The organism is Kineococcus anabasis (genome assembly GCF_054590795.1).
Map to the genome: position 1 here is coordinate 332,996 of NZ_BAAIHU010000002.1, position 25,500 is coordinate 358,495.

Below are 25,500 nucleotides of genomic sequence, written 5' to 3' on the forward strand. Positions count from 1 at the left end.
AGGCCGGGCGGTGCGCCCGGAAGGCCGTGCTCACCGAAGAGAGGTTCACTGTGAACATCTTCAGGAAGGACGTGGCTCAGGCCGCGTCCACCCCGACCGCGGGGATGCCCGAGACCGGCCCGGCAGGGCGCCGCCGCGTCACCAGGCGGGGCTTCGCGCTGCTCACCGCCGCGACCCTGGCCCTGGCCGGCTGCAGCGGCGACAGCGGCAACGAGCCCACCACGTCGAACACCTCCTCGGGCGGGTCGACCGCCGGTGGGGTCGTCGTCGCCAACGGCACCGAGCCGGAGAACAAGCTGCTGCCGTCCAACACCAACGAGGTGGGCGGCGGGCGCATCCTCGACGCGATCTTCGCGGGCCTGGTGTACTACGAGGCCGACGGCTCGGCCAAGAACGACCTCGCCGAGTCCATCGAGACCACCGACTCCCAGAACTACACGATCAAGATCAAGTCGGAGCAGAAGTTCTCCGACGGCAGCCCCGTCACGGCCAAGTCCTTCGTGGACGCCTGGAACTACGCCGCCGCGATCAAGAACGACCAGCTCCAGTCGTACTTCTTCGAGCCGATCGCCGGCTACACCGAGGTGCACGCCGAGGGCTCCACGCTCGACCAGATGAGCGGCCTGAAGGTCGTCGACGACACCACCTTCACCGTGGCGCTGGCCCAGCCCGAGTCCGACTTCCCGCTGCGCCTGGGCTACTCCGCCTACTACCCGCTGCCCGAGTCCGCCTACGCCGACATGGAGAAGTTCGGGGAGAACCCCGTCGGCAACGGCCCGTACAAGCTCAAGGCCGAGGGCGCCTGGAAGCACAACGAGCGCATCGACCTGGTTCCCAACGAGGAGTACGAGGGCCCGCGCAAGCCGAAGAACGGCGGGCTCAGCTTCGTCTTCTACGAGACGTACGACGCTGCGTACACCGAGCTGCAGGACGGCAAGCTGGACGTGCTGGACCAGATCCCCGACGCGGCGCTGACGACCTACGAGCAGGACCTCATGGGCCGCTCCGTCAACCAGCCGGCGGCGATCTTCCAGGCCTTCACCATCCCGGCCTCCCTGCCGCACTTCTCCGGCGAGGAGGGCAAGCTGCGCCGCCAGGCGATCTCCCACGCGATCGACCGGCCCAGCATCACCAAGGCCATCTTCCAGGGCACCCGCACCCCGGCCGAGGACTTCACCTCCCCGGTGATCGACGGGCACAGCACCGAGATCCCGGGCAACGAGGTCGTCACCTACGACCCGGCCAAGGCGAAGCAGCTGTGGGAGCAGGCCAACGCCATCGCCCCCTGGGACGGCACCTTCCAGATCTCCTACAACGCGGACGGCCCGCACGCCGGCTGGGTGGACGCGGTCACCAACAACCTGCGCCAGAACCTCGGCATCCAGGCCGAGGGCAAGGCCTTCCCGACCTTCCAGCAGCTGCGCAGCTCCATCAACGACCGCACCATCGGCACCGCCTTCCGGGCCGGCTGGCAGGCCGACTACCCGAGCCTGTACAACTTCCTCGCCCCGAACTTCGCCACGGGCGGCAGCTCCAACGACGGTGACTACTCCAACCCGCAGTTCGACGACCTGCTGAAGCAGGCGGCCGGCACGGCGGACCGCGACCAGGCCACCAAGCTGCTCAACGAGTCGCAGAGCGTCCTCTTCCAGGACCTGCCCGGCATCCCGCTGTGGTACCAGAACGTCTCCGGCGGCTGGAGCGAGAGCGTCGAGAACGTCCAGTTCGGCTGGAACAGCGTCCCGCTGTACGAGCAGATCACCAAGGGCTGACCCGCCCGACCCGTGGCTGCGGGGCGGTGGCACACAGGTGCCGCCGCCCCGCAGCCGCACCCGGGCGCGTCCCGCGCACGGGCCCCGGCCGGTTGTAGGGTCCGCCCGGGTGAGCGCCACGGCGCTGTCCGTCCTGGAGGAGGCACGAGATGGTCTGGTACGTGGGGCGCCGTCTGCTGCAGATGGTGCCCGTGTTCTTCGGCGCGACCCTGCTCATCTACGCGATGGTGTTCGCGCTCCCCGGCGACCCGGTCGCCGCCCTCTTCGGGGACCGGCCTGTCGACCCCGTGGTCGCCGAGAACATCCGGGCCGAGTACAACCTCGACAAGCCGTTCCTCGTCCAGTACGTGCTCTACCTGCAGGGCGTCCTGAGCCTCGACTTCGGCACCTCCTTCTCCGGCCGCCCGGTGGCCGACGTCATGCGCGAGGCCTTCCCGGTGACCATCCGCCTCGCGCTGGTGGCGCTCGCCTTCGAGGCCGTGCTCGGCATCGGCGCCGGCCTCCTCGCCGGGCTGCGCCGCGGGGGCCTGTTCGACTCCACCGTCCTCGTCGCCAGCCTCGTCGTCATCGCCGTGCCGATCTTCGTCATCGGCTTCGTCGCCCAGTTCGTCATCGGCCTGAAGCTTGGGTGGCTGCCCGCGACCGTCGGGCAGGACGAGTCCTGGCGCGAGCTGCTCCTGCCGGGCATGGTCCTCGGCTCCACGTCGTTCGCCTACGTGCTGCGCCTCACCCGCAACTCCGTCGCGGAGAACCTCACCGCCGACCACGTGCGCACCGCGACCGCCAAGGGCCTCTCACGCCCCCGGGTCGTGTCGGTGCACGTGCTGCGCAACTCCCTGATCCCCGTCGTGACCTTCCTCGGCGCCGACCTGGGCACGCTCATGGGCGGCGCCATCATCACCGAGGGGATCTTCAACATCCGCGGTGTCGGGGGGACGCTCTACCAGGCCGTCATCCGCAGCGAGGGGACCACCGTCGTCTCCTTCGTCACCGTCCTGGTGATGGTCTACCTGCTCTCCAACCTCATCGTGGACCTGCTCTACGCCGTCCTGGACCCGAGGATCCGCTATGTCTGAGCCGACCCCCCGGCAGGGCCGCGCCGTGCGCACCCGGCCGGGCCAGGAGCACGTCGTCGCCGACCCCGACAGCGCCCCGCTGGCCGGGCCCGACGCCGTCGACGAGTCCGCACCGCCGACGAGCCTGTGGGCCGACGCCTGGCGCCGGCTGCGCCGCCGGCCCCTGTTCCTCGTCTCCAGCGCGCTGATCGTCGTGATCGTCGCCGTCGCGCTCTTCCCGGGTCTGTTCACCTCCACCGAGCCCCGCGTGTGCGACCTGGCGAACTCCCTCGCCGACCCGCGCGCGGGGCACCCCTTCGGCTTCACCCAGCAGGGCTGCGACATCTACTCCCGCGTCGTCCACGGCGCGCGCGCCTCCGTCCTCGTCGGCGTGCTCTCCACCCTCGGGGTCGTCGTCATCGGCGGGATCGTCGGCGCCCTCGCCGGCTTCTACGGGGGGCTGATCGACTCGGTCCTGTCCAGGGTCGCGGACGTCTTCTTCGCCGTGCCGCTCATCCTGGGCGCCATCGTCCTCATGCAGGCCTTCCCCGACCGCACCAGCTCGACCGTCGCGCTGGCCCTCGTCGTGTTCGCGTGGCCGCAGGTGGCCCGCATCATGCGCGGCGCGGTGCTGGAGGTGCGGCAGTCGGAGTTCATCACCGCCTCGCGCGCGCTGGGCTCCTCGAAGCTGTCCACCCTCGTGCGGCACGCGGTGCCCAACGCGCTCGGCCCGGTCATCGTCATGGCCACGATCCTGCTGGGCGTCTTCATCGCCACCGAGGCGGCGCTGTCCTTCCTGGGCATCGGGCTGCCCCCGACCGTCGTGTCCTGGGGCGGGGACATCAGCACCGCCCGCGTGCAGCTGCGCAGCAACCCGCAGATCCTCATGTACCCCGCCGCGGCCCTGTCGCTGACCGTCCTCAGCTTCATCATGCTCGGCGACGCCGTGCGCGACGCCCTGGACCCGAAGGGGCGCACCCGATGAGCCACGCCGCCTCCGACGCGCAGTGGGCCCCCCACCCCGCCTCCCGGGAGGAGCCGCTGCTGCAGGTGCGCGACCTGCACGTCGCGTTCCGCTCGGGCGGGCGCGACGTGCCCGCCGTGCAGGGCGTCAGCTTCTCCGTGTACCCGGGGCAGACCGTCGCCGTGGTGGGGGAGTCCGGCTCCGGCAAGTCCACCTCCGCGGCCGCCGTGATCGGGCTGCTGCCCGGCACCGGGCGCGTCACCGGCGGGCAGATCCTCTTCGAGGGCCGCGACATCACCCGCGCCGGCAGGCGCGAGCTCGTCGGCCTGCGCGGGCGCTCCATCGGCCTGGTGCCCCAGGACCCGATGTCCAACCTGAACCCCGTCTGGACGGTCGGCCACCAGGTCCGCGAGGCCCTGACCGCCAACGGGCTGGGCGGTCCGGGGTCGAAGCAGCGTGCCGCCGAGCTGCTCGCCGAGGCGGGCCTCGCCGACGCCGAGCGGCGCGTCAGGCAGTACCCGCACGAGTTCTCCGGCGGCATGCGCCAGCGCGCCCTCATCGCCATCGGCCTCGCCGCCCGCCCGAAGCTGCTCATCGCCGACGAGCCCACCTCGGCCCTCGACGTCACCGTGCAGCGGCAGATCCTCGACCACCTCGAGGAGCTGACCGACGAGCTCGGCACCGCCGTGCTGCTCATCACCCACGACCTCGGCCTGGCCGCCGAGCGCGCCGAGCACCTCGTCGTGATGTACAAGGGCCGCGTCGTGGAGTCCGGTCCCGCCCTGGAGGTCCTGCAGGACCCCGGGCACCCCTACACCCGCCGCCTCGTGCACGCCGCCCCGTCGCTGGCCTCGCGCCGCATCGGCGGCTCCGCGGCCCGCGCCGAGGTCCTCCAGCGCGCCGGGCAGGCCGCCGAGCAGGTCCACGCCCAGGTCGTCGCCCAGAGCGACGACGTCCCCGCGCCCGTGCAGGACACCGGCGCCGACGTCATCCGCGTGGAGAACCTCACCAAGGTGTTCACCCTGCGCGGCGCCGGCGTGCGGGGGGAGAAGCTCACCGCCGTCGACGACGTCAGCTTCGCCGTGCGGCGCGGCACCACCACCGCCGTCGTGGGGGAGTCCGGCTCCGGCAAGTCCACCGTCGCGCAGATGGTCCTCGGCCTGCTGCCGCCCACCTCCGGGCGCGTCCTCTTCGACGGGGTCGACACCACCACCCTGGACCGGCGCCAGCAGTTCGGCTTCCGGCGCCGGGTGCAGCCGATCTTCCAGAACCCCTACGGGTCCCTGGACCCCACGTACAGCATCTTCCGCTGCGTCGAGGAGCCCCTGCGGGTGCACAAGGTGGGTGACGCGAAGTCCCGCGAGGCCCGGGTGCGGGACCTGCTGGAGAAGGTGTCCCTGCCCACCTCGACGATGCGCCGCTTCCCCAACGAGCTCTCCGGCGGGCAGCGCCAGCGCGTCGCGATCGCCCGCGCCCTCGCCCTGCAGCCGGAGGTCCTCGTCTGCGACGAGGCGGTCTCCGCCCTCGACGTCCTCGTGCAGGCACAGATCCTCACGCTGCTGGCCGAGCTGCAGGCCGAGCTGGGGCTGACGTACCTGTTCATCACGCACGACCTCGGCGTCGTCCGGCAGATCGCCGACGACGTGTGCGTCATGCAGCGCGGCAGGCTGGTCGAGTCCGCCACGACCGACCAGGTGTTCGACTCCCCGCGGCAGGCGTACACCCGCCAGCTCCTCGAGGCGATCCCCGGCGGCAACATCGCGCTCGGCGCCTGACACCTGCCCCCGGGGCGCGGCGGCCGCCGCGGCGGCGTGCGAGGCTGGAGGACCACGGACGCGGGCACCCGCGGACGGGCGCGCGCGTTCAGCGGTGGACGGCGTGCACAGGCACGGGACGAGCCCACGGGTTCCAGGAGGAGCGGCAGCACATGGCGGGAACGGCGCAGGACCGGGGACCGGAGACCGGCGGCGGGGGCACCGAGGAGGCCCGCGCCCGCCGCGCCGAACGGGTCGCCGCGATGCAGAAGGAGCAGCGGCGCAAGGAGCGCGCCCGGCGCCTGGCGGCCGTCGCCGTCGTCGTGGGCGTCCTCGTGGCCGCGGGCGCGGTCGTGGCCGGCGTCATCCTCAACCGCCCCGCGCCCCCCAGCCTGGCGGCGGCGAAGACCTTCCAGTACACCGCCGGCGACCACACCGCCGACGACGTCGCCTACACCGAGAACCCGCCCGTCGGCGGTGAGCACGACCCAGTCTGGCAGAACTGCGGGATCTACGACGAGCCCGTCCGCGACGAGAACGCCGTCCACAGCATGGAGCACGGCGCCGTCTGGATCACCTACCGGCCCGACCTGCCCGCCGAGCAGGTCGAGCAGCTCCGGGAGCGCGTCGGCACCCGGCAGTACGTCCTGCTCAGCCCCCGCGCGGACCTGCCCTCGCCCGTCGTGGCCTCCGCGTGGAACAACCAGATCGAGCTCACCGGCGCCGACGACCCCCGCCTGCCGGCGTTCATGACCAAGTTCGTCCAGGGCCCGCAGACCCCCGAGGTGGGAGCCTCCTGCTCCGGTGGCGAGGGGACGCCCACGTCGTGACCGCGCGCCGCGCCGCCCTCGCGGCCGCCGCGCTCCTGGTCGCCCTCCTCGCCGGGGTCCTCGCCGGCCGGGCGCTGCCCACCGCGCCCGGCGAGGCCTCCGTCGACGTCGGCTTCTGCCGCGACATGGCCGACCACCACGCCCAGGCGGTCGCGATGGCGCTGGAGGCGGTGCGGCGCACCGGGGACGGGGAGGTGCGCACCCTCGCCGTGGACGTGCTGCTCACCCAGCAGAACCAGATCGGCCGGATGCAGGCGCTGCTCGGCGCCTGGGAGCGGCCGATCGCCTCGGCCGGGCCGCCGATGGCCTGGATGGGGGGTCCCGGCGGCCACGGCGGGCACGAGGGCGCCGCCGGGTCCGCGGTGCCGGGGATGATGCCGGGGATGGCGAGCGCCGCCGAGATGGCGGAGCTGGGGCGCCTCGGCGGGCGCGAGCTCGAGGTGCGGTTCCTGCAGCTGATGCTGCGCCACCACGAGGGGGGGTTCGACATGGCGGCCCACGCCCGCGAGCACGCCACCACCGCGCAGGTCCGCGACCTGGCCCGCAGCATCGCCGACGGCCAGCGCCAGGAGGCGGAGGTCCTCACCGACCTGCTGCGGGAGCGCGGCGGGGAGCCGCTGCCCCTGGTGGTGCCGTGAGCACCGAGGCCCCCGGCACGGGCGGCACGCTCCCCGGCGCCGAGGCGGCGCGGGCGCGCCGCCTCGTCGTGGCCGCCGCGCTCGTCGACGACCTCGCCGCCCCCCGCCTGCTGCTCGCCGCCCGCCGCAGCTCCCCGCCCGCGCTCGCCGGGCGCTGGGAGCTGCCCGGCGGCAAGGCGGAGCCGGGGGAGGAGCCGCTGGCCGCGCTGCGGCGCGAGCTGCGCGAGGAGCTCGGCGTGGAGGTGCGCCCCGGGGCGGAGGTGCCCGCCGCGGACCCGGCCGGCTGGCCCCTGACCCCGGCCCTGGTGCTGCGGGTGTGGTGGGCCACCGTCGCCGCCGGCGAGGCGCAGCCCCTGGAGGACCACGACGAGCTTCGCTGGCTGCCCCGGCGGGAGTGGGAGTCCGTCGACTGGCTCGACGGCGACCTGCCCGTCGTGCGGGCCCTGCTCGCGCTCTCCGGCGGCCCCCGGACCCCCGGGCTGCCGCGGTCCGGGGCGCTCGCGGCGCACGGAGGGCCTCCCGGGTGCGAGGATGGACCACCGTGACCACTGCCCCCACCGCCACCTCCTCCGGCACCGCCATCCGCGAGGACCTGCGCAACGTCGCGATCGTCGCCCACGTCGACCACGGCAAGACGACCCTCGTCGACGCGATGCTCTGGCAGTCCGGCGCGTTCCGCGCCAACGCCGACGTCGCCGACCGGGTCATGGACTCCGGTGATCTCGAGCGCGAGAAGGGCATCACGATCCTCGCGAAGAACACCGCGGTGCACTACTCCGGCCCCGGTGCCCCCGAGGGCGGCATGACCATCAACATCATCGACACCCCCGGCCACGCCGACTTCGGCGGCGAGGTCGAGCGCGGCCTGTCGATGGTCGACGGCGTCGTCCTCCTCGTCGACGCCAGCGAGGGGCCCCTCCCGCAGACCCGCTTCGTGCTCCGCAAGGCGCTGCAGGCGAACCTGCCCGTCGTCATCGTCGTGAACAAGGTCGACCGTCCCGACGCGCGCATCGAGGCCGTCGTCAACGAGACCTACGACCTGCTCCTCGACGTCGCCGACGACGCCGCGGGCATCGAGCCCGAGTCCCTGCTCGACGTGCCGGTCGTCTACGCCTCCGCCAAGAACGGCCGGGCCTCGAAGAACCGCCCCGCCGACGGTGGCCTGCCGGACTCCGAGACGCTCGTGCCCCTGTTCCAGACGATCATCGAGGCCGTCCCCGCGCCCTCCTACGACCCGCAGATGCCGCTGCAGGCGCACGTCACCAACCTCGACGCCTCCCCGTTCCTCGGCCGCCTCGCGCTGTGCCGCATCCGCTCGGGCACCCTCCTGAAGGGCCAGCAGGCGGCGTGGTGCAAGCAGGACGGCACCATCGAGCGGGTCAAGATCACCGAGCTGCTCGTCACCCAGGCCCTGCAGCGCGTCCCCGGTGAGTCCGCGGGCCCCGGTGACATCGTCGCCGTCGCGGGCATCCCCGAGATCACCATCGGCGAGACCCTCGCCGACCCCGAGGACCCCCGCCCGCTGCCGCTCATCACGGTCGACGAGCCCGCGATCTCCATGACCATCGGCACGAACACCTCGCCGCTGGCCGGTCGCGTCAAGGGCGCCAAGGTCACCGCCCGGCAGGTCCTGGACCGCCTCGACCGCGAGCTCGTCGGCAACGTCTCCGTGCGCGTCCTGCCCACCGAGCGCCCCGATGCCTGGGAGGTGCAGGGCCGCGGCGAGCTGGCCCTGGCCATCCTCGTCGAGCAGATGCGCCGCGAGGGCTACGAGCTGACCGTCGGCAAGCCGCAGGTCGTCACCCGCAAGGACGAGAACGGCAAGGTGCAGGAGCCCTTCGAGCGCCTCACCATCGACTCCCCCGAGGAGTACCTCGGCGCCATCACCCAGCTCCTCGCCGTGCGCAAGGGCCGCATGGAGAACATGTCCAACCACGGCACCGGCTGGGTGCGCATGGAGTTCGTCGTGCCCTCCCGCGGCCTCATCGGCTTCCGCACCGAGTTCCTCACCGAGACCCGCGGCACCGGCATCGCCCACCACGTGTTCGACCACTACGGCCCCTGGGTCGGGGAGCTGCGCACCCGCGCCTCCGGCTCCCTCGTCGCCGACCGCGCCGGACCCGCCACGGCGTTCGCCATGACGAACCTGCAGGAGCGCGGGCAGATGTTCATCGAGCCCACCACCGAGGTGTACGAGGGCATGATCGTCGGGGAGAACTCCCGCGCCGACGACATGGACGTCAACATCACCAAGGAGAAGAAGCTCTCGAACATGCGCTCCTCCACCAGCGACGAGTTCGAGCGCCTCGTGCCCCCGCGCAAGCTGTCCCTGGAGCAGGCGCTGGAGTTCTGCCGCGAGGACGAGTGCGTCGAGGTGACCCCCGAGGCGGTGCGCATCCGCAAGGTCGAGCTCGACCAGACCGCCCGCGCCCGCTCCACCGCCCGCGCCAAGCGCGCCTGACCCGCCGGGCCGGTCGTCCTCCCGCCGGGGGACGGCCGGCTCGTACAGTGGGGGCATGACGGCGGAGGTGACGCGAGCGCAGCCGTGGTCCGAGGCGTGGGACCACGAGACGCCGATGTCCTGGGAGGAGTACGAGGCGCTCGATGGTGACGTCCCCGGTGAGTACCTCGACGGCAAGCTCGTCGTGAGCCCGCGTCCGACCCTCGTGCACCAGCGTGCCGTCCGCCGGCTGGCCAACCTGCTCGACGGCGTGCTGCCGGAGGCCGAGGTCATCGCGGAAGGCGCGTGGAAGCCCCGCGCCGACGAGTTCGCGCCCGATGTCATGGTCATCCCGCGCACCGACGAGGTGCTGCGCTTCACCGGCACGCCGCTGCTCGTGGTGGAGGTCTTGTCCTCCAACCGCACCCACGACCTCGTGCGGAAGGCCGCCAAGTACGCCCGCGCGGGCCTGCCCCGGTACTGGGTGCTCGACCCCGTGGAGCACGTCCTGCACGACTTCGAGCTGCAGGAGGGCGTCTTCGAGCGGGTCGCCGCCGTGCGCGGGCGGGGCCGCACGGCGTTCCTGCCGGACCTCGACGTCGACGTCGAGGCGCTGCTGCGCGCCTGAGCCCGGGCGCCGCCGGCCCGGCTGGCAGGATGCCGCCCCATGACCACCACGCCGGAGGAAGCCGCGGGCGGAGCGGGCACGGCCGACGACAGCGGCGTGCTGGAGCAGGCCGCCGACCTCGTCGACGACATCGCCCGCCACCTCGCACCCGCCGAGCAGGCCGCCATGGACCACCTGGACTCCCCGCGGCGGCTGCTCCTCGTGCACGCCCACCCCGACGACGAGACCATCGGCAACGGCGCCACCATGGCCCGCTACGCCGCCTCCGGGGCCTCCGTCACCCTCGTGACCTGCACCCGCGGCGAGCTCGGCGAGATCATCCCCGCCGAGCTCGCCCACCTGGACGCCGACGCACTCGGCCTGCACCGCGTCCAGGAGCTGGCCACCGCCATGGAGGCCCTGGGCGTGCGGGACCACCGCTTCCTCGCCGGCCCCGACGGCAGCGGCTACCGCGACTCCGGCATGGTCTGGGCCGAGCCCGGCCGCGCCGCCGCGGGCCCCGACGTCGACCCGCGCTCCCTGGTGGCCGCCGACCCCGAGCAGGTGGCCGCCGAGCTGGCCCGCGTGATCCGCGAGGTGCGCCCGCAGGTCGTCGTCACCTACGAGCCCGGCGGCGGGTACGGCCACCCCGACCACGTCCGCACCCACGAGGTCACGCACCGGGCCGTCGAGCTCGCCGCGGCCGACGAGGGCACCGGCCACGCCGCCTGGGAGGTCGCCAAGGTCTACTGGACGGTGCAGGCGGACTCCGAGCACCGCGCCGACCTGGAGCGGCTGCGCGCCGCCGGCGTCGAGGGCGTCCCCGACCCCGCCGGCCCCCAGCACAGCGCCGTGCGCCCCGACGGCGAGGTCACCACCACCGTCGACGCCCGCGCCTTCGCCGCCGCCAAGGCCGCCGCGCTGCGGGCCCACGCCACGCAGGCGCTCGTCGAGGACGACGGGCGCGGGGCGGTGTTCCGGCTCAGCAACGGCATGGCGCAGCCGCTGGTCGCCGTGGAGCACTACCACCTCGCCCGGGGCGTCCCCGCGGGGCCGTTCGACGCGCGGGGACGGGAGAGCGACCTCTTCGCCGGGATCGCCCGGCCCGACGGGGTCGACCCGGCCGGCTGAGCCGCTGGGCCGGGTGGGTGAACCGGCTCACCCGATGCGCCGGGGACGGGGCACCGGGCCGTGCTCCGCACCCGTCCCGGGGCGATGGTGGTGCGGATCGTGTGCCGGTCGCCGGCCGCGCACGCACCGCAGAGAGGAGCCCCGGGTGAGCCCGACGCCGGGACACAGCGACCCGTTCAGCCCGCCCGGCTCCCGCGCCGGCCTGCCGCGCCCCGCGCGCCGCGACAGCGCGGACGTCGGGCGCGCCCGGGAGGTCGTGCGCCGCAGGCGGCTGGCGAGGGTCGCGGCGGTGCTGCTCCTGCTCGCGGGCTGGACCTGCTGGCGGCTCGCGACGGGCCGCGGTGTCCTGCCGCAGCCGCCGGCGGTGGACCCGATGTACCTCATCACCGGCGTGTTCTTCGCCCTCCTCGTCGTCCTGCTCGTCGGGCAGACCGTCGTCGCGGGCCGCTCCCCGCACGTGCTGTACCGCCCCGAGCAGATCGACGTGACCATGGACGACGTCAAGGGCCTCGGGCCGCTGAAGGAGGACGTGGCCCGCAGCCTCGACCTCTTCCTCGCCGCCCGCACCTTCCGCGAGCGCATGGGCGGGCGGCCCCGCCGCGGCCTGCTGTTCGAGGGCCTGCCCGGCACCGGCAAGACGCACATGGCCAAGGCGATGGCCTCCGAGGCGGGCGTGCCGTTCCTGTTCGTCTCCGCGACCTCCTTCCAGTCCATGTGGTACGGCGCGACCGCGCGCAAGATCCGCTCCTACTTCCGGGCCCTGCGCAAGGCGGCCCGCGCCGAGGGCGGCGCCATCGGCTTCATCGAGGAGATCGACGCCATCGCGACCGCCCGCGGCGGCCTGAGCGCGGCGGTGCCGCTGCCCGCGCACCGCGCGGTGGTGCAGTCCTGTGGCGGCCTCACCGGGCTGCCCGACCCCGGTGCACCGGCCGGGGCGGCACGGTTCACCGGCGGCGCGTCCACCGCCCTGCCGCTCGCCGCGCCGGGGCTGCGCACCGAGCGGCTGGCCTCCAGCGAGGGCACCGGCGGCGTCGTCAACGAGCTCCTCGTGCAGATGCAGTCCTTCGACGAGCCCACCGGCGCGGAGAAGGTGCTCAGCCGGCTCGTCGACCTCGTCAACACGCTGCTGCCCGCCGGCCGGCAGCTCCGCCGCCCCCGCACCGAGCCGGTGGAGATCCTGCTCATCGCCGCCACGAACCGCGCCGACGCCCTCGACCCGGCGCTGCTGCGGCCCGGCCGCTTCGACCGGCGCCTGACGTTCGGCCTGCCCGACAAGGCGGCCCGGCGCGAGCTCGTGGACCACTTCCTGGCCCGCAAGGCCCACGAGGAGCAGCTCGACGCCGACGAGCGCCGCGACGCCCTCGCCGGCATCACCAACGGCTACAGCCCCGTCATGATCGAGAGCCTGCTCGACGAGGCCCTGGTCAACGCGGTGCGCCGCGACGCCGACGGGATGTCGTGGGCCGACGTCGAGCACGCCCGGCTCGTCACCGAGGTCGGCCTCGGCCAGCCCGTGGGGTACACCGCGCACGAGGCCCGGCTCATCGCCACCCACGAGGCGGGTCACGCGGTCGTCGCGTGGCTGGTGGCCCCGCAGCGGCGCCTGGAGATCCTCACGATCGTCAAGCGGGCCGGGTCCCTCGGCCTGCTCGCCCACGGCGACGCCGAGGACGTCTACACCCGCTCCCGCACCGAGCTGCAGGGCATGATCCAGATCGCGTTCGGCGGGCAGGTCGCGGAGGAGCTGTTCTTCGGCGACGTCTCCACCGGCCCCAGCGGTGACCTCGTGCACGCCACGTCCACCGCGGCGCAGATGGTCGGCGCGGCCGGCATGGGGGGCACGCTGGTGTCCTTCGCGGCCGTGCAGGGCTCCGCCCTCGCAGGCGGCAACCTCGTCTCCCGCGTCCTCGGCGACGGCGAGGGCCGCCGGCTCGTGGAGGAGCTGCTCGTCGCGCAGAAGGCCGCGGTGACGCAGCTGCTGTCCGCCCACCGCCACCTCGTCGAGGCCCTGCGCGACGCCCTCCTGGAGCGCCACGAGCTCATCGGCTCGCAGATCACCGACGTGCTGGAGCGGGCCCGGGCCGCCGGGCGGGTCGTGGACCTGCGCGACGACGCGCCCGGGGAGAGGGCCGGGGAGAGCGTCGCCGGGGGCACCGGGGAGCGGCCCGCCGGCTGAGGGCACGCCCCCGGGCGCGGCGCTCAGGCGCGGCGCCCGGGGACGGCGCTCAGGGGGCGACGCGGTAGCGGTAGCCGTGGTGCGGTGTGAAGCCCGTCGCGGCGTACAGCTCCCGCGCCGCGGTGTTGTCCCCGGCGACCTGCAGGTACGCCGAGACGGCGCCGCGCTCCAGCGCCCAGCGCACCACGGCCGCCAGCAGGTGCCCGGCCAGCCCGCGGCGGCGGTGCTCCGGCACCACCTCCACGGCCGCCAGACCCGCCCAGCCGGGCGAGGCCGACCCGCGCGCCACCGCCACCGCCCGCCCGCCCTCGCGCACGGACACGAACACCCGTGCCGGCGCGCTCACCAGGACCGCCGGCCCGGCCGGGTGCAGGGGCTGCCCGCGGTAGCGGTACGCCTCCAGCCACGCGGCGTCCGGTGCGTCCGCCACGTCGAGGACCAGCCCGTCCGGCAGCGGCCGCGGCGCCCGGTCCGGCAGCCGCCGGGTCGCCGCCGTCAGCACCAGCGTCGGGGTCCGCAGGGACCAGCCCGCCCCCGCCAGCGCCGCGTCGAGCCCCGGGACCGGCTCGGGGCAGGAGCCGTCCGCCTCCACCGGGTGCGGCACCGCCACCACCGCCGGCAGCCCCCGGGCGGCGTAGAAGCGCCGCACCGCGGCCAGCGCCTCCTCCAGCGGCACGCCGGGCGAGCCCACCGCCAGCGCCGAGTTCGCCCGGCCCGTGAAGCCCTGCGCGGCCCGCAGCACCCACTCCCCGAGCGGCTCGGCCTCCAGGGGCCGCCAGTGCGCCGCCATCACCCGCTCCAGGTCCTCCACGCCCACCGCGGCGTGCGGCGCCCCCCGCCTGCGCGGCGGCGGCGGGACCCCCTTGGCGGCCAGCACGTCGGCGCGGGCGATGCGGACCTCACCGCGCCGCGTGGCCACCACCAGCGAGGACGCGTCCGCCGCCGTCAGCTCCCCGAGCGCGTCGGAGGCCGAGCCGTCCGCGAGCCGGTGGCGCACCACCACCCGCGCGCCCGGCACCAGCTCCGCCGTGCGCACCTCGTGCCGCGGGCCGGGCGCCGCGGCCCCGTCGCCGACCACCACCGCCGCCTCCTCCGCCGAACTTCTCGCCCCGGGCGGTCGCACGCCCGGGTGTCCGCGATACTAGGCAGGCGAGCCGGTCCACCGGACGAGCGCGGGGGCAGCGGCCCCGGCGCCCTGACGGCACCCGGCGAGCGACACCCGACGAGCAGTTCCCGCGAAGCACCGTCCCGACCGCACCGCCGGCAGCGCGCCGAGGCGGGGAGCGGAGGAGGAGGAGACCCGTGACCTACGTCATCGCCCAGCCCTGCGTGGACGTCAAGGACAAGGCCTGCATCGAGGAGTGCCCCGTCGACTGCATCTACGAGGGCAAGCGCGCGCTGTACATCCAGCCCGACGAGTGCGTCGACTGCGGCGCCTGCGAGCCCGTCTGCCCGGTGGAGGCGATCTACTACGAGGACGACGTCCCCGAGGAGTGGGCTCCGTACACCGCGGCCAACGTGGAGTTCTTCGACCAGATCGGCTCCCCGGGCGGCGCCGCGAAGATGGGTGTCATCGACGACGACCACCCCCTGGTCAAGGCCCTGCCGCCGCAGGGCGAGGGGCACTGAGCACCACCGCCGCCGCGGGCGGGCGGCGGCCGGTGAGCACCGGCCGCCGCCTCCCCGACTTCCCCTGGGACCGGCTCGCCGCCGCCGCCGCCCGGGCGAGGTCGCACCCCGGCGGCATCGTGGACCTCTCCGTCGGGACCCCCGTCGACCCCACCCCCGAGGTGGTGACCGACGCGCTGCGCGCCGCCGCGGACGCCCCCGGCTACCCGCAGACCTGGGGCACCCCCGCCCTGCGGGAGGCCGTCGCCGCGTGGTTCGCCCGCCGCCGCGGCGTGCCGGGCCTGGACCCGGACGGCGTGCTGCCCACGGTCGGCTCCAAGGAGCTCGTCGCGTGGCTGCCGACGCTGCTGGGCCTCGGGCCGGGCGACGCCGTCGTCCACCCGCGCGTGGCCTACCCCACGTACGACGTCGGCGCGCGCCTGGCCGGTGCCCGCCCCGTGCCCGCCGACGGCCCCGGCGACATCCCCGCCGACGCCCGGCTCGTGTGGCTGAACTCCCCGTCCAACCCCACCGGGCGCGTCCTGGACGCCGCCGCGATGGCCGCGACGGTGGCCCGGGCCCGCGAGGTCGGCGCCGTCGTCGCCAGCGACGAGTGCTACGCGGAGCTGTCCTGGACGGGGGAGCCCGTGCCCTGCGTGCTCGACGAGCGCGTCAGCGGCGGCGACGTCACCGGCCTGCTCGCCGTGTACTCCCTCTCCAAGCAGTCCAACCTCGCCGGGTACCGGGCGGCGTTCGTCGCCGGGGACCCCGCCCTCGTGCGGGAGCTGCTGGAGGTCCGCAAGCACGCCGGGATGATCGTGCCCGCCCCGGTGCAGGCCGCGCTCACCGCGGCCCTCGGGGACGACGCGCACGTCGCGGAGCAGCGCGAGCGGTACCGCGCCCGCCGCGGGGTGCTGCTGGAGGCCGTGCGGCGCGCCGGGTTCCGCGTGGAGGGCTCCGAGGCCGGGCTGTACCTGTGGGCCACCCGCGACGAGCCGTGCGCGGAGTCGGTGGCGTGGTTCGCCGAGCGCGGCGTCCTGGTGGCGCCGGGCGACTTCTACGGGACCGCCGGTGCACGCCACGTGCGCATCGCGCTCACGGCCGGCGACGAGCGGATCGGGGCCGCCGCGGCCCGCTGGTGATCTCCGCCACCCGGGGCCGGGGGCCGGTCCCTCCGGTTGGTGGGCCTTCCCACCGGGCGGGTACGGTCAGCCTCATGGCGGACTCCGTATCCCTCAAGCACCCGGGTGGCGAGGCGACCCTGCCGGTGGTCCCCGCCACCGTCGGCCAGCCCGGCATCGAGGTCTCCTCGCTGCTGAAGGAGACCGGGATGGTGACGCTCGACCCGGGATTCACCAACACCGCCTCCACGACCTCCGCCATCACGTACATCGACGGCGAGGCGGGGATCCTGCGGTACCGCGGCTACCCGATCGAGCAGCTGGCGGAGCAGTCCAGCTTCCTCGAGGTCAGCTACCTGCTCATCTACGGCGAGCTGCCCACCGCCGAGCAGCTCACGGCCTTCACCTCCCGCGTGCAGCGCCACACCCTCCTGCACGAGGACCTCAAGCGCTTCTTCGACGGCTTCCCCCGCGACGCCCACCCCATGCCGGTGCTGTCCTCCGCGGTCAGCGCCCTCTCCACCTTCTACCAGGACAGCCTCTCGCCGTTCGACGAGCAGCAGGTGGAGCTGTCCACCATCCGGCTGCTGGCCAAGCTGCCCACCATCGCGGCCTACGCCCACAAGAAGAGCATCGGCCAGCCCCTGCTGTACCCCGACAACCGCCTCGGCCTGCTGGAGAACTTCCTGCGGCTGTCCTTCGGCCTGCCCGCGGAGGACTACGAGATCGACCCCGCCATGGTCAAGGCGCTGGACCTGCTGTTCATCCTGCACGCCGACCACGAGCAGAACTGCTCCACCTCCACCGTGCGCCTCGTCGGCTCCGGCCAGGCGAACCTCTTCGCGTCCGTCTCCGCGGGCATCCACGCCCTCTCCGGCCCGCTGCACGGCGGCGCGAACAGCGCGGTCCTCACCATGCTCGACGACATCCGCAAGAGCGACGACGACGTCGACACGTTCATGACGCGGGTGAAGAACAAGGAGAAGGGCGTGCGCCTGATGGGCTTCGGCCACCGGGTGTACAAGAACTACGACCCCCGCGCGGCCATCATCAAGAAGACCGCGGACGAGGTCCTGCAGAAGCTCGGCAAGCGCGACGAGATGCTGGACATCGCGATGCGCCTGGAGGAGATCGCCCTCAGCGACGACTACTTCATCTCCCGCAAGCTCTACCCGAACGTGGACTTCTACACGGGCCTCATCTACAAGGCGATGGGTTTCCCCACGAAGATGTTCACGGTGCTGTTCGCCCTGGGCCGCCTGCCCGGCTGGATCGCGCAGTGGCGGGAGATGATGAACGACCCGCAGACCAAGATCGGGCGCCCGCGCCAGATCTACACCGGTGTCGCCGAGCGGGACTACGTCCCCGTCCCCGACCGCTCCTGACCGGCGGGCGCGGGCACGTCGCCGCGCCCGCCCCGCACCGCCACGTCGCCCGCGGCTCACCCGCCGCGGGCGACGTGCACGTCGACCCCCGTGGCCGGCAGCGCCGGATCCAGCGGCGCCCACCCCGCGTCCGGCTCCGAGCGCTGCCAGCGGCGCCCGCCCACGCTGACCTCCTCGACGTCGAGGACGTCCGCGCGCGCCACGGCCCAGTGCGCCACCGCCCACGCGAGGCGCTCGCCGTCCGCGCCCCCACCGCCGTCGAAGCGCCACGCGGTGCCACCGGTGCCGTCCACGGCGCGCACCCCCCGGTCGCTGACCTGCTCGGCGAGCTCGTCGGCGGCCCGCCGCGCGCGGGGCGTCAGCCCGGCGTCTCCCGCCGCCTCCAGCGCGACCTCCGCCGGGCGCAGCCGGCACGTCAGCGCCGCGGGGGAGTACCCCGTGAGCGCGGAGGCCAGGATGCGGCCCTCCTGCTCGTGGTCCCCGTACGCGAGGGGGTAGGCGCTGCGCTGCACCCGCTGCGCGGCGTCCGTGACCGGCAGGTCCCGGTAGCCGTCGATCTTCTCCAGTCCGTCGTAGAAGGCGTTCGTCGAGTAGACGGGGTCCTGCACCTGCTCCTCCGTGCCCCAGTCCTGCGAGGGCCGCTGCTGGAACAGCCCGAGGGAGTCGCGGTCCCCGTGGTCGAGGTTGCGCAGGGTGGACTCCTGGATGGCCGTGGCGATGGCGATGGTCGCCGCCCGCGCCGGCATGCCCCGCTTCACGGACAGCCCCACGATCGTGGCGGCGTGGCCCGTCTGCTCCGGCGACCAGTCGGTGCTCTCGCCGTCCACCGTCGCCACGCACCGCTCCCGCAGGACGGGGACCGGATCGGGGGAGCGCCACAGCCACACCGCCGTGCCCGTCAGCGCCAGGGCCACCACGCCCACGAGCAGCCGCCGCCTGCGCCGCGGCGCGGGCAGGGGCGCCGGCCGCGGCGGGGTGGGGCGACGGCGCGGGACCCGACCGGAGGGCACGTGCCCGCTCAGTTGGCGTGCAGGGCGGCGTTGAGCTCGAACGTCACGCCCTTGCGGGGCAGCGCCTCCACCGCCCCCGTCTGGGAGTGGCGGCGGAACAGCAGCCCCGAGGCCCCGGACAGCTCCCGCGCCGCCAGGACCTGCTGCGGCCGGCCGTCCTCGCCCAGCAGCGACACCTTCGTGCCGGCGGTGACGTAGCAGCCGGCCTCCACGACGCAGTCGTCGCCGAGGGCGATGCCCAGGCCGGAGTTCGCCCCCAGCAGGGTGCGCCGCCCGATGGAGACGACCTGCCTGCCGCCGCCGGACAGCGTGCCCATGATGGAGGCGCCGCCGCCGATGTCGGAGCCGTCGCCGACGACGACACCCGCGGAGATGCGGCCCTCCACCATCGACGTGCCGAGCGTGCCGGCGTTGAAGTTCACGAAGCCCTCGTGCATGACGGTCGTGCCCGGCGCCAGGTGCGCGCCCAGGCGGACCCGGTCGGCGTCGGCGATGCGCACCCCGGCGGGGACGACGTAGTCCGTCATGCGGGGGAACTTGTCCACCCCGAGCACCTGCACCGGGCCGACGTTGGCGCGCAGCGCCAGGCGGGTGCGCTCGAAACCGTCCACCGCGCAGGGCCCGTGGTTGGTCCACACCACGTTCGCCAGGACCCCGAAGATGCCCGTGACGTCCAGGCCGTGGGGTGCGACGAGGCGGTGCGAGAGCAGGTGCAGGCGCAGGTAGGCGTCGGCGGCGTCGGCGGGCGGGGCGTCCAGGTCGATCTCGGTGGTGACGACCGTGCGGCTGACGCGGCGGTGCGGGTCCCTGCCCTCGCAGGCGGCCAGCTCCGCGGGCACCCCGTGCGGGCCCGTGTGCGGGGAGGGGCCGAGCGAGGGGGCGGGGTACCAGACGTCCAGGACGGCACCGTCCTCGGTCACGGTGGCCAGCCCGTGGCCCCAGGCCCGGCGGGGGGCGTCCTGCTGCTGTCCGCTGTCGGGTGCCTGCTGCGCGCTCACGAGGGGCAACCCTAAGCGCTCCGCGCCGGCCGGGTGCGCGGACCCGGGCGTCGCCGCCCCCCCGGCACGTCAAGGGTCCTTGTCGTCAAGGACCCTTGACATCGGTGCGGCTGCCCGGCACCGTGGACCCACCACCCCTGTCAAGGAGGCTTGACCCCGTGGACGTGACCGCCCTGGGCCCCGGCCTGCCCACCGCCGCCGCCGGCGCCCTGCTCGCCCACCTGCTCCTCGCCGAGCCCCTGCTCGGCCGCCGCAGCCACCGCCGGCTCACCGCGGCCCTGGCGCGCGGCGAGACCGGCGCGCGCACCCGCTTCTACCGCACCTGGACCCTCTGGGGCTGGGCCGTGGCCGTCGTCGCGCTCGCCGTCTGCCTCCTCGGCGGCCTGGCCCCCGCCCAGCTGGGACTGCGCGCCCCCACCGGTGCCGCCGGTGACGCGGGCGGCCTGACCGGTTTCCTCGTCGGTGCGCTCGCCGCCACGACCGTCGTCACCCTCGTCCTGCGCCGCAGCGGCGGGCCGCGCGTGCCCGGTGGCTCCGCGATCGCCGCCCTGCTGCCCCGGACCGGGCGCGAGCGGGCAGGCTTCGCGGGCCTGTCCGTCACCGCCGGGGTCGGCGAGGAGGTCGTCTACCGCGCGTTCCTGCCCGCCGCCGTCGTCACCCTCGTGCCGGGACTGCACGGCTGGGCGCTGGTCGCCGTGTGCGCCGCGACCTTCGGCGCCGCCCACGCCTACCAGGGCTGGGGCGGGGTGCTGTCCACCGGGCTGTTCGGCGCGGCCATGCTCGTGCTGTACCTGGAGACCGGCAGCCTCCTGCTGCCCGTGCTGGTGCACACCCTCGTCGACCTGCGCGCCCTGCTCCTCCTGCCCCCGGAGGAGGAGCGGGCGCCGGAGCACGGGCCCGCCGCGGTCCCGGCGGCGTGAGGAACGACGTGCGCGACCTGCGGCAGGCGGCCGGGCTGTCGCAGGCGGCCCTCGGCGCGGCCCTCGGCGTCTCCCGCCAGACGGTCATCGCCATCGAGACCGGCCGCTACGACCCCTCCCTGCCGCTGGCGATCCGCATCGCCCGGAACTTCGGCAGGACCGTCGAGGAGGTCTTCCACGTGGACGAGGAGGACGAGTGAGCAGTCGCACGGCACGACAGGCGCGGCACGCCCGGCGGGCCCTGGTGGGCGCGGCGCTGGCCGCGGTCGTCATGGCCTCGGTCCTCGCCCTCGCCGGACAGGGCGACTCCGCGCTCGGTGTGCTCACCGGTGCGGCGGCGGTGCTGGTCGCGGTCCTCCTGGCCGACGCCGTCGCCCGGGCCCTGCAGCGGCGCCGCGGCCAGGAGGACGACGGCACCTCCACCCCCGGACGCCTCCTGCTCGGGCGCGGCCCCGACGAGCGCGACCGCACGATCGCGACGGCCGCCCTGGCCGTCACCGGGCTCGCCGGTATCGCCGCCACCTCCCTCGGCAGCTTCGCCGTGCTCCTGGGCGCCGACGCCCGCACGGTGCTGACGTCCCTGCCCCTGGTGCTCGTCGCCTGCTACGCACTGGCCCTGGTCGTGGCCGCCCGGCGGCTGTGAGACCCGGGCCCCCCGGCGGCCGTGACACCGGGCCGCCCGGCGGCCGTGAGACGCGGGCCCCCCGGCGGCCGTGAGACCCGGGCCGCCCGGCGGCTGTGAGACCCGGGCCGCCCGGCGGCCGTGAGACCCGGGCCGCCCGGCGGCCGTGACGCCGGAGCGGGCGGCGGCGCCCCCGCTGGCTAGGGTGCTGTCGTGACCTCCGCGAGCACCTCCGCGAGCACCTCCGCCCGCACCCGGCTCGACCCCGCGGCCGACGTCGTGGAGCTGACCCGGCAGGTCTGCGACACCGAGTCCGTCAGCGGCGGCGAGCGCGCCCTGGCCGACGCCGTCGAGACGTTCCTGCACGAGCTGGGGGCCTACGAGGTCCTGCGCGACGGCGACGCCGTGGTGGCCCGCACCGACCTCGGCCGCGCCGAGCGCATCGTCCTGGCCGGGCACCTCGACACCGTGCCCCTGACCGACCCGCCCAACCTGCCCGTGCGGCGCGAGGTGCACCCCGACGACGGCGACGTGCTCGTCGGGCGCGGCACCGCCGACATGAAGGGCGGTGTCGCCGTGCAGCTCGCGGTGGCCCGCGCCGCAGCGGCCACCGCCCCCTCCCGCGACCTCACGTTCGTCTTCTACGACCACGAGGAGGTCGCCTCCTCCCTGTCCGGCCTGGGGCGACTGGCGCGCCACCACCCCGGCCGGCTCGCCGGGGACTTCGCGATCCTGCTGGAGCCGACGGCCGCCGCGGTCGAGGGCGGCTGCAACGGCACCCTGCGCGCGGAGATCACCACCCGCGGCCGCGCGGCCCACACCGCCCGCGCCTGGCGCGGCGTCAACGCCGTCCACGCCGCGGCGCCCGTGCTGGCCCGCCTCGCCGCCTACACCCCCGCGCAGGTGGAGGTGGAGGGGCTCGTCTTCCGCGAGGGCCTCAACGCCGTCGCGATCTCCGGGGGCATCGCCGGCAACGTCGTGCCCGACCGCTGCACGGTCACCGTCAACTACCGCTTCGCCCCCGCCCGCACGGCCGCCGAGGCGGAGCAGCACGTGCGCGAGGTCTTCGACGGCTTCGACGTGGAGGTCACCGACGCCGCCGAGGGCGCCCGGCCGGGGCTGGAGCGCCCGGCGGCGGCCGCGTTCCTCGCCGTCGTCGGCGCCGAGCCGGGGCCCAAGTACGGCTGGACGGACGTGGCCCGCTTCTCCGCCCTCGGCGTGCCGGCCGTCAACTACGGCCCCGGCGACCCCCTGCTCGCGCACGCGGACGACGAGCGCTGCCCCGTCGCCCAGCTCCTGGAGTGCGAGCGCGTGCTCACGTCCTGGCTGCTCGCACCGGCAGCGCCCACCCCCGAGGAGGTCCGTTGAGCACCATCTGCCTGTACGGCAGCGCCAGCGGGGCGATCGCCCCCGCCCACGTCGACCTCGCGCGGCGGGTGGGCACCGCCATCGGCAAGCGCGGCCACGACCTCGTCTACGGCGGCGGCGGAACCTCCGTCATGGGGGCCGCCGAGGCCGCCGCCCGGGCCGCCGGGGCCCGCACCATCGGGGTCATCCCGCAGGCGCTGCTGGACGTCGAGCAGCCCCCCGAGGGCATCGGCGAGCTCGTCGTGACGGAGGACATGCGCCGGCGCAAGGCGGAGATGGAGCTGCGCGCCGACGCCTTCATCGTCCTGCCCGGCGGGCTCGGCACCCTGGAGGAGCTCTTCGAGATCTGGGTGGCGCGCACCATCGGCCTGCACACCAAGCCCCTGGCGGTGCTGGACTCCGACGGGCACTACGCGGGCCTGCGGGTGTGGCTGGAGGACCTCGTCGAGCGCGGTTTCGCCCGGCCCCTGGTGTGGGACGTCGTGCGCTGGACGGACGACCCCGACGAGGCGCTGGACTTCCTGGAGCAGGCCCCGCGCGAGAAGGTCATGCTGCCCTCCTCCGAGGCGGTGGGGAAGTTCAGCGACTGGCCCCGGGACCGGGCGTGACCGTCTTCCTCGTCCTGCTGGTGCTGGCGGTGGTGGTGGGGGCCGTCGCCGTCGCCACCGGCCGCGTCGGCGGCGGCATGGGCCCGGTGGTGAGCACCTCCGCGCACGTGGGTCTGCCGCCGGGCCCGGTGCGGCCGCAGGACGTGGACGCCGTCCGCTTCTCCGTGGGGCTGCGCGGCTACCGGATGGACGAGGTGGACGCGGTGCTGGCACGGCTGCGGGAGGAGCTCCACGAGCGCGACGAGGAGCTCCAGGCCTGGCGGGCCGACCCCGGCGACGACGACGAGTTCACGGCCCCCGGGTCCCGGTGAGGGCGCCGTGAGCACCGGTGCGTGGCCGGGCGGTCCCGGCGGGGCCGCCACCGCGACCGTGCGGGTGCTCGTGGCCGCCCCCGCCGAGGTGGTCTGGGAGCGCCTGACGGACTGGCCCGCGCACAGCCGCTGGGTGCCGCTGACGCGGGTGCGCAGGCTGCCCGGGCCGCAGCGGGCGGTGGGCGAGCGCTTCTCCGGCCGCACGGGGCTGGGTCCGCTCGCGTTCGAGGACCCGATGGAGGTCGTGCGCTGGGAACCGCCGCGCCCGGGGCGCGCGGGGGTGTGCGACCTCGTCAAGCACCACCGCGTCGTGCTCGGCGGCGCCTCGCTGGTGGTGCGCGGGACGGGGGGCGGCACGAGCGCCGTGGAGTGGACGGAGAGCGTCTCCGTCGTCTCGCACCGGCTCAGCCGCCTGGTGGCGCCGCCCCTGCGGTGGGTGACGGGCCTGGCGTTCCGGCGCGTGCTGCTGGCGATGGCGCGGGAGGTCGAGGCTGAGCGCTGACCGGCGCCGGTGGCTCCCCGGGGCGGGTGGCGGGAGCGGGGGTGCGGCGCGGGCGCGCGGCCGGCCCGCGTGGGTGGACGTGCTGCTGGTCTACGCCGCCGCCCGCGCCTTCTCCGCCGCGGTGCTGGACCGGGTCGCCCGCTTCCAGGAGCCCGCCGTCTGGACCGGTGCGGACCCGGGCTTCGGGGACATGCTGGTGCTCTGGGACGCGCAGTGGTACCGGCAGATCGCCGAGGAGGGGTACCCGCGGGCGGTCGTGCGCGGTCCCGACGGGCTGCCGCGGCAGTCCGCGCTGGCGTTCTACCCGCTCTTCCCCCTGCTGGTGCGGGCCGCGACGGGCCTGACGGGGCTGCCGTTCGCGGTGGCCGGGCCGGTGCTGGCCCTGGTGCTCGGCGCGGCGGCGGCCGTCGTCGTGCACCGGCTGGTCCTGGAGGCGGTGCTGGCCTCGGGCGCGGGGGCGCAGGCCGCCGGGCGGGGCGCGTGGGCCGCCGTGGTGCTGCTGTCGGTGTACCCGGCCTCCCCGGTGCTGCAGGTGGCCTACACCGAGAGCCTCGCCCTGCTGCTGCTGGCGGTGTTCCTCCTGCTGCTGGTGCGCCGGTGCTACCTGGCGGCGGCGGTGCCGGCGCTGCTGCTGGGGCTGACCCGGCCGGTCGCGCTGCCCCTGACGGGGGTGGTGCTCGTGCACCTGGCCGCGCGGCTGGTGCGCCGGTGGCGGGCCGGGCACCCGGTCGCCGCGCTGGGGCGGGGGACCGCCGTGCGCGCGCTGGTGCTGCTGGCCGCCTCGGTCGCGGCCGGGGTGCTGTGGCCGCTGCTGGCGTGGCGGCTCACCGGGGAGCGGGACGCGTACCTGGCCACCATGGGCACGTGGCGCAGCCGGGGGGAGGTGGTCCTGCTGCGCCCCTGGTGGGAGATCCCCCGCTGGGTGCTGGGCGAGGTGGCCGGGCCCGTCCTGGTGGTGGCCGCCCTGGCCGCGTACGCGTGGCTGCTGCTCTCGCGCCGCTCGGCGCCGCTGGGCCCGGAGCTGCGCGCGTGGTGCCTGTGCTACCTGGCCTACCTGGTGCTGGTGCAGGACCCGTTCACGAACCTGGTGCGCTACCTGCTGCTGCTGTTCCCGCTGGGGGCGCTGGTGGCGGTGGGCGGGCGCGGGGTGGCGCCCGCCCCCGGGGAGGCGCCCCGGGGCCCCGCCGCACCCGCCGGGCCCGGGGCGGTTCCCGGGGGCGGCGCGGGGCCCGCGGGGGTGGGGGGCCTGGCCGCCTGCACGGCGGCCTCGCTCCTGCTGCAGGTGGTCTGGGTGGCGTGGCTGTGGCGCTTCTCCGCGCCCTCGGACTGGTCGCCGTGAGGGCCGCCGGCGCGTGGCGGGCACCCCCGGGGGCGGCGCGCCGCCCGGGTGGCCGTCCGCCCGGTGCCGGTGCGGGGATAATGGTTCCGATCACGTCTGGTGGGCTCGCACCTCGGGCCTGCGCCGGGCGCGCGCCGAGAGAAGGGGTTCACGCCGATGGCGGCCATGAAGCCGAGGACCGGGGACGGTCCGCTGGAGGTCACCAAGGAGGGGCGCGGCATCGTGCTGCGCATGCCGCTGGAGGGCGGTGGACGCCTCGTGGTGGAGATGTCGCCCGACGAGGCCTCCGCCCTCGGGGACGCGATCACCTCGGTGGTCGGCTGACCGCAACCGGAGGCGGG

26 protein-coding genes are annotated in these 25,500 nt (G+C 75.3%); 23 read left to right on the forward strand and 3 right to left on the reverse strand.

Annotated elements, in window-relative coordinates:
• The first annotated feature begins 104 nt into the window (after positions 1 to 104).
• The 11 genes from ACYQBY_RS04970 (at position 105) to ACYQBY_RS05020 (ending at position 13,367) form a co-directional block, all read left to right on the forward strand.
• Positions 105 to 1,772, forward strand: a complete 1,668-nt coding sequence (locus ACYQBY_RS04970; protein WP_459643115.1) for a peptide ABC transporter substrate-binding protein — start codon at positions 105 to 107, stop codon at positions 1,770 to 1,772.
• A gap of 149 nt (positions 1,773 to 1,921) precedes the next feature.
• Positions 1,922 to 2,848 carry an ABC transporter permease gene (locus ACYQBY_RS04975; protein WP_459642719.1) on the forward strand — a complete coding sequence of 309 codons (927 nt, stop codon included), beginning with the start codon at positions 1,922 to 1,924 and terminating at the stop codon, positions 2,846 to 2,848.
• Entirely contained in the window at positions 2,841 to 3,812 is a 972-nt protein-coding gene (locus ACYQBY_RS04980) for an ABC transporter permease (RefSeq protein WP_459642720.1), read from the forward strand. The genes ACYQBY_RS04975 and ACYQBY_RS04980 overlap by 8 nt, the downstream gene beginning before the upstream one ends.
• Positions 3,809 to 5,566 (forward strand): dipeptide ABC transporter ATP-binding protein, encoded by a 1,758-nt coding sequence (locus tag ACYQBY_RS04985; RefSeq protein ID WP_459642721.1) that lies wholly within the window; start codon positions 3,809 to 3,811, stop codon positions 5,564 to 5,566. Before ACYQBY_RS04980 ends, ACYQBY_RS04985 begins: the two co-directional genes overlap by 4 nt.
• Before the next feature lie 152 nt (positions 5,567 to 5,718).
• The gene (locus ACYQBY_RS04990) at positions 5,719 to 6,375 is read left to right on the forward strand and encodes a DUF3105 domain-containing protein (RefSeq protein WP_459642722.1); all 657 of its coding nucleotides are present in this window, start codon (positions 5,719 to 5,721) and stop codon (positions 6,373 to 6,375) included.
• A complete protein-coding gene (locus ACYQBY_RS04995; RefSeq protein ID WP_459642723.1) occupies positions 6,372 to 7,013 on the forward strand; it encodes a DUF305 domain-containing protein in 642 nt (213 codons plus the stop codon). Before ACYQBY_RS04990 ends, ACYQBY_RS04995 begins: the two co-directional genes overlap by 4 nt.
• Complete coding sequence (locus ACYQBY_RS05000) at positions 7,010 to 7,558, forward strand: (deoxy)nucleoside triphosphate pyrophosphohydrolase (protein WP_459642724.1); 549 nt, start codon at positions 7,010 to 7,012, stop codon at positions 7,556 to 7,558. The genes ACYQBY_RS04995 and ACYQBY_RS05000 overlap by 4 nt, the downstream gene beginning before the upstream one ends.
• Complete coding sequence (gene typA, locus ACYQBY_RS05005) at positions 7,555 to 9,474, forward strand: translational GTPase TypA (protein WP_459642725.1); 1,920 nt, start codon at positions 7,555 to 7,557, stop codon at positions 9,472 to 9,474. The genes ACYQBY_RS05000 and typA overlap by 4 nt, the downstream gene beginning before the upstream one ends.
• Positions 9,475 to 9,529: 55 nt before the next feature.
• Positions 9,530 to 10,081, forward strand: coding sequence for a Uma2 family endonuclease (locus ACYQBY_RS05010; RefSeq protein WP_459642726.1), 552 nt, complete (start codon positions 9,530 to 9,532; stop codon positions 10,079 to 10,081).
• 165 nt (positions 10,082 to 10,246) lie between these two features.
• Complete coding sequence (mshB, locus tag ACYQBY_RS05015) at positions 10,247 to 11,191, forward strand: N-acetyl-1-D-myo-inositol-2-amino-2-deoxy-alpha-D-glucopyranoside deacetylase (RefSeq protein ID WP_459643116.1); 945 nt, start codon at positions 10,247 to 10,249, stop codon at positions 11,189 to 11,191.
• Between the two features lie 145 nt (positions 11,192 to 11,336).
• On the forward strand, positions 11,337 to 13,367 hold the full coding sequence (locus ACYQBY_RS05020) for an AAA family ATPase (RefSeq protein WP_459642727.1): 2,031 nt from the start codon (positions 11,337 to 11,339) through the stop codon (positions 13,365 to 13,367).
• A 49-nt stretch (positions 13,368 to 13,416) separates the two neighbouring features.
• On the opposite strand, the gene ACYQBY_RS05025 is transcribed toward ACYQBY_RS05020, so the two are convergent.
• Positions 13,417 to 14,448 (reverse strand): GNAT family N-acetyltransferase, encoded by a 1,032-nt coding sequence (locus tag ACYQBY_RS05025; protein ID WP_459642728.1) that lies wholly within the window; start codon positions 14,446 to 14,448, stop codon positions 13,417 to 13,419.
• A 221-nt stretch (positions 14,449 to 14,669) separates the two neighbouring features.
• On the opposite strand from ACYQBY_RS05025, the gene fdxA reads away from it, so the two are divergent.
• The 3 genes from fdxA to ACYQBY_RS05040 all read left to right on the forward strand — a co-directional run bounded on the left by fdxA (position 14,670) and on the right by ACYQBY_RS05040 (position 17,481).
• Positions 14,670 to 14,996 (forward strand): ferredoxin, encoded by a 327-nt coding sequence (fdxA, locus tag ACYQBY_RS05030; RefSeq protein WP_459642729.1) that lies wholly within the window; start codon positions 14,670 to 14,672, stop codon positions 14,994 to 14,996.
• Between the two features lie 32 nt (positions 14,997 to 15,028).
• Positions 15,029 to 16,117 carry a succinyldiaminopimelate transaminase gene (gene dapC, locus ACYQBY_RS05035; protein WP_459642730.1) on the forward strand — a complete coding sequence of 363 codons (1,089 nt, stop codon included), beginning with the start codon at positions 15,029 to 15,031 and terminating at the stop codon, positions 16,115 to 16,117.
• A 74-nt stretch (positions 16,118 to 16,191) separates the two neighbouring features.
• Entirely contained in the window at positions 16,192 to 17,481 is a 1,290-nt protein-coding gene (locus ACYQBY_RS05040) for a citrate synthase (RefSeq protein ID WP_459642731.1), read from the forward strand.
• 56 nt (positions 17,482 to 17,537) lie between these two features.
• Here ACYQBY_RS05040 and ACYQBY_RS05045 read toward each other — a convergent pair whose 3' ends face one another.
• Positions 17,538 to 18,491, reverse strand: a complete 954-nt coding sequence (locus ACYQBY_RS05045; protein ID WP_459642732.1) for a hypothetical protein — start codon at positions 18,489 to 18,491, stop codon at positions 17,538 to 17,540.
• Between the two features lie 8 nt (positions 18,492 to 18,499).
• The gene (gene dapD / locus ACYQBY_RS05050) at positions 18,500 to 19,489 is read right to left on the reverse strand and encodes a 2,3,4,5-tetrahydropyridine-2,6-dicarboxylate N-succinyltransferase (protein ID WP_459642733.1); all 990 of its coding nucleotides are present in this window, start codon (positions 19,487 to 19,489) and stop codon (positions 18,500 to 18,502) included.
• Between the two features lie 158 nt (positions 19,490 to 19,647).
• On the opposite strand from dapD, the gene ACYQBY_RS05055 reads away from it, so the two are divergent.
• The 9 genes from ACYQBY_RS05055 (at position 19,648) to ACYQBY_RS05095 (ending at position 25,483) form a co-directional block, all read left to right on the forward strand.
• Positions 19,648 to 20,409: a CPBP family intramembrane glutamic endopeptidase gene (locus ACYQBY_RS05055; RefSeq protein WP_459642734.1), complete on the forward strand. Its 762-nt coding sequence runs from the start codon at positions 19,648 to 19,650 to the stop codon at positions 20,407 to 20,409.
• Positions 20,406 to 20,609 (forward strand): helix-turn-helix transcriptional regulator, encoded by a 204-nt coding sequence (locus ACYQBY_RS05060; protein WP_459642735.1) that lies wholly within the window; start codon positions 20,406 to 20,408, stop codon positions 20,607 to 20,609. Before ACYQBY_RS05055 ends, ACYQBY_RS05060 begins: the two co-directional genes overlap by 4 nt.
• Complete coding sequence (locus ACYQBY_RS05065; protein ID WP_459642736.1) at positions 20,606 to 21,052, forward strand: hypothetical protein; 447 nt, start codon at positions 20,606 to 20,608, stop codon at positions 21,050 to 21,052. Before ACYQBY_RS05060 ends, ACYQBY_RS05065 begins: the two co-directional genes overlap by 4 nt.
• 192 nt (positions 21,053 to 21,244) lie before the next feature.
• Positions 21,245 to 22,399 carry a succinyl-diaminopimelate desuccinylase gene (gene dapE / locus ACYQBY_RS05070; RefSeq protein ID WP_459642737.1) on the forward strand — a complete coding sequence of 385 codons (1,155 nt, stop codon included), beginning with the start codon at positions 21,245 to 21,247 and terminating at the stop codon, positions 22,397 to 22,399.
• Complete coding sequence (locus ACYQBY_RS05075; protein ID WP_459642738.1) at positions 22,396 to 23,007, forward strand: LOG family protein; 612 nt, start codon at positions 22,396 to 22,398, stop codon at positions 23,005 to 23,007. The genes dapE and ACYQBY_RS05075 overlap by 4 nt, the downstream gene beginning before the upstream one ends.
• Positions 23,004 to 23,318, forward strand: coding sequence for a DivIVA domain-containing protein (locus ACYQBY_RS05080; RefSeq protein WP_459642739.1), 315 nt, complete (start codon positions 23,004 to 23,006; stop codon positions 23,316 to 23,318). Before ACYQBY_RS05075 ends, ACYQBY_RS05080 begins: the two co-directional genes overlap by 4 nt.
• A gap of 7 nt (positions 23,319 to 23,325) precedes the next feature.
• Positions 23,326 to 23,820 (forward strand): SRPBCC family protein, encoded by a 495-nt coding sequence (locus ACYQBY_RS05085; protein WP_459642740.1) that lies wholly within the window; start codon positions 23,326 to 23,328, stop codon positions 23,818 to 23,820.
• 73 nt (positions 23,821 to 23,893) lie between these two features.
• Positions 23,894 to 25,159 carry a hypothetical protein gene (locus ACYQBY_RS05090; protein ID WP_459642741.1) on the forward strand — a complete coding sequence of 422 codons (1,266 nt, stop codon included), beginning with the start codon at positions 23,894 to 23,896 and terminating at the stop codon, positions 25,157 to 25,159.
• 156 nt (positions 25,160 to 25,315) lie between these two features.
• Positions 25,316 to 25,483, forward strand: a complete 168-nt coding sequence (locus ACYQBY_RS05095; RefSeq protein WP_345714375.1) for a DUF3117 domain-containing protein — start codon at positions 25,316 to 25,318, stop codon at positions 25,481 to 25,483.
• The last annotated feature ends 17 nt before the right edge of the window (positions 25,484 to 25,500 follow it).

What these genes read in the sequence shown, in the direction of transcription:
- ACYQBY_RS04970 (WP_459643115.1), top strand. Translation starts at nt 105, where the DNA reads ATGCCCGAGACCGGCCCGGCAGGGCGCCGCCGCGTCACCAGGCGGGGC.
- ACYQBY_RS04975 (WP_459642719.1), top strand. Translation starts at nt 1,922, where the DNA reads ATGGTCTGGTACGTGGGGCGCCGTCTGCTGCAGATGGTGCCCGTGTTC.
- ACYQBY_RS04980 (WP_459642720.1), top strand. Translation starts at nt 2,841, where the DNA reads ATGTCTGAGCCGACCCCCCGGCAGGGCCGCGCCGTGCGCACCCGGCCG.
- ACYQBY_RS04985 (WP_459642721.1), top strand. Translation starts at nt 3,809, where the DNA reads ATGAGCCACGCCGCCTCCGACGCGCAGTGGGCCCCCCACCCCGCCTCC.
- ACYQBY_RS04990 (WP_459642722.1), top strand. Translation starts at nt 5,719, where the DNA reads ATGGCGGGAACGGCGCAGGACCGGGGACCGGAGACCGGCGGCGGGGGC.
- ACYQBY_RS05010 (WP_459642726.1), top strand. Translation starts at nt 9,530, where the DNA reads ATGACGGCGGAGGTGACGCGAGCGCAGCCGTGGTCCGAGGCGTGGGAC.
- mshB (WP_459643116.1), top strand. Translation starts at nt 10,247, where the DNA reads ATGGACCACCTGGACTCCCCGCGGCGGCTGCTCCTCGTGCACGCCCAC.
- ACYQBY_RS05040 (WP_459642731.1), top strand. Translation starts at nt 16,192, where the DNA reads ATGGCGGACTCCGTATCCCTCAAGCACCCGGGTGGCGAGGCGACCCTG.
- ACYQBY_RS05095 (WP_345714375.1), top strand. Translation starts at nt 25,316, where the DNA reads ATGGCGGCCATGAAGCCGAGGACCGGGGACGGTCCGCTGGAGGTCACC.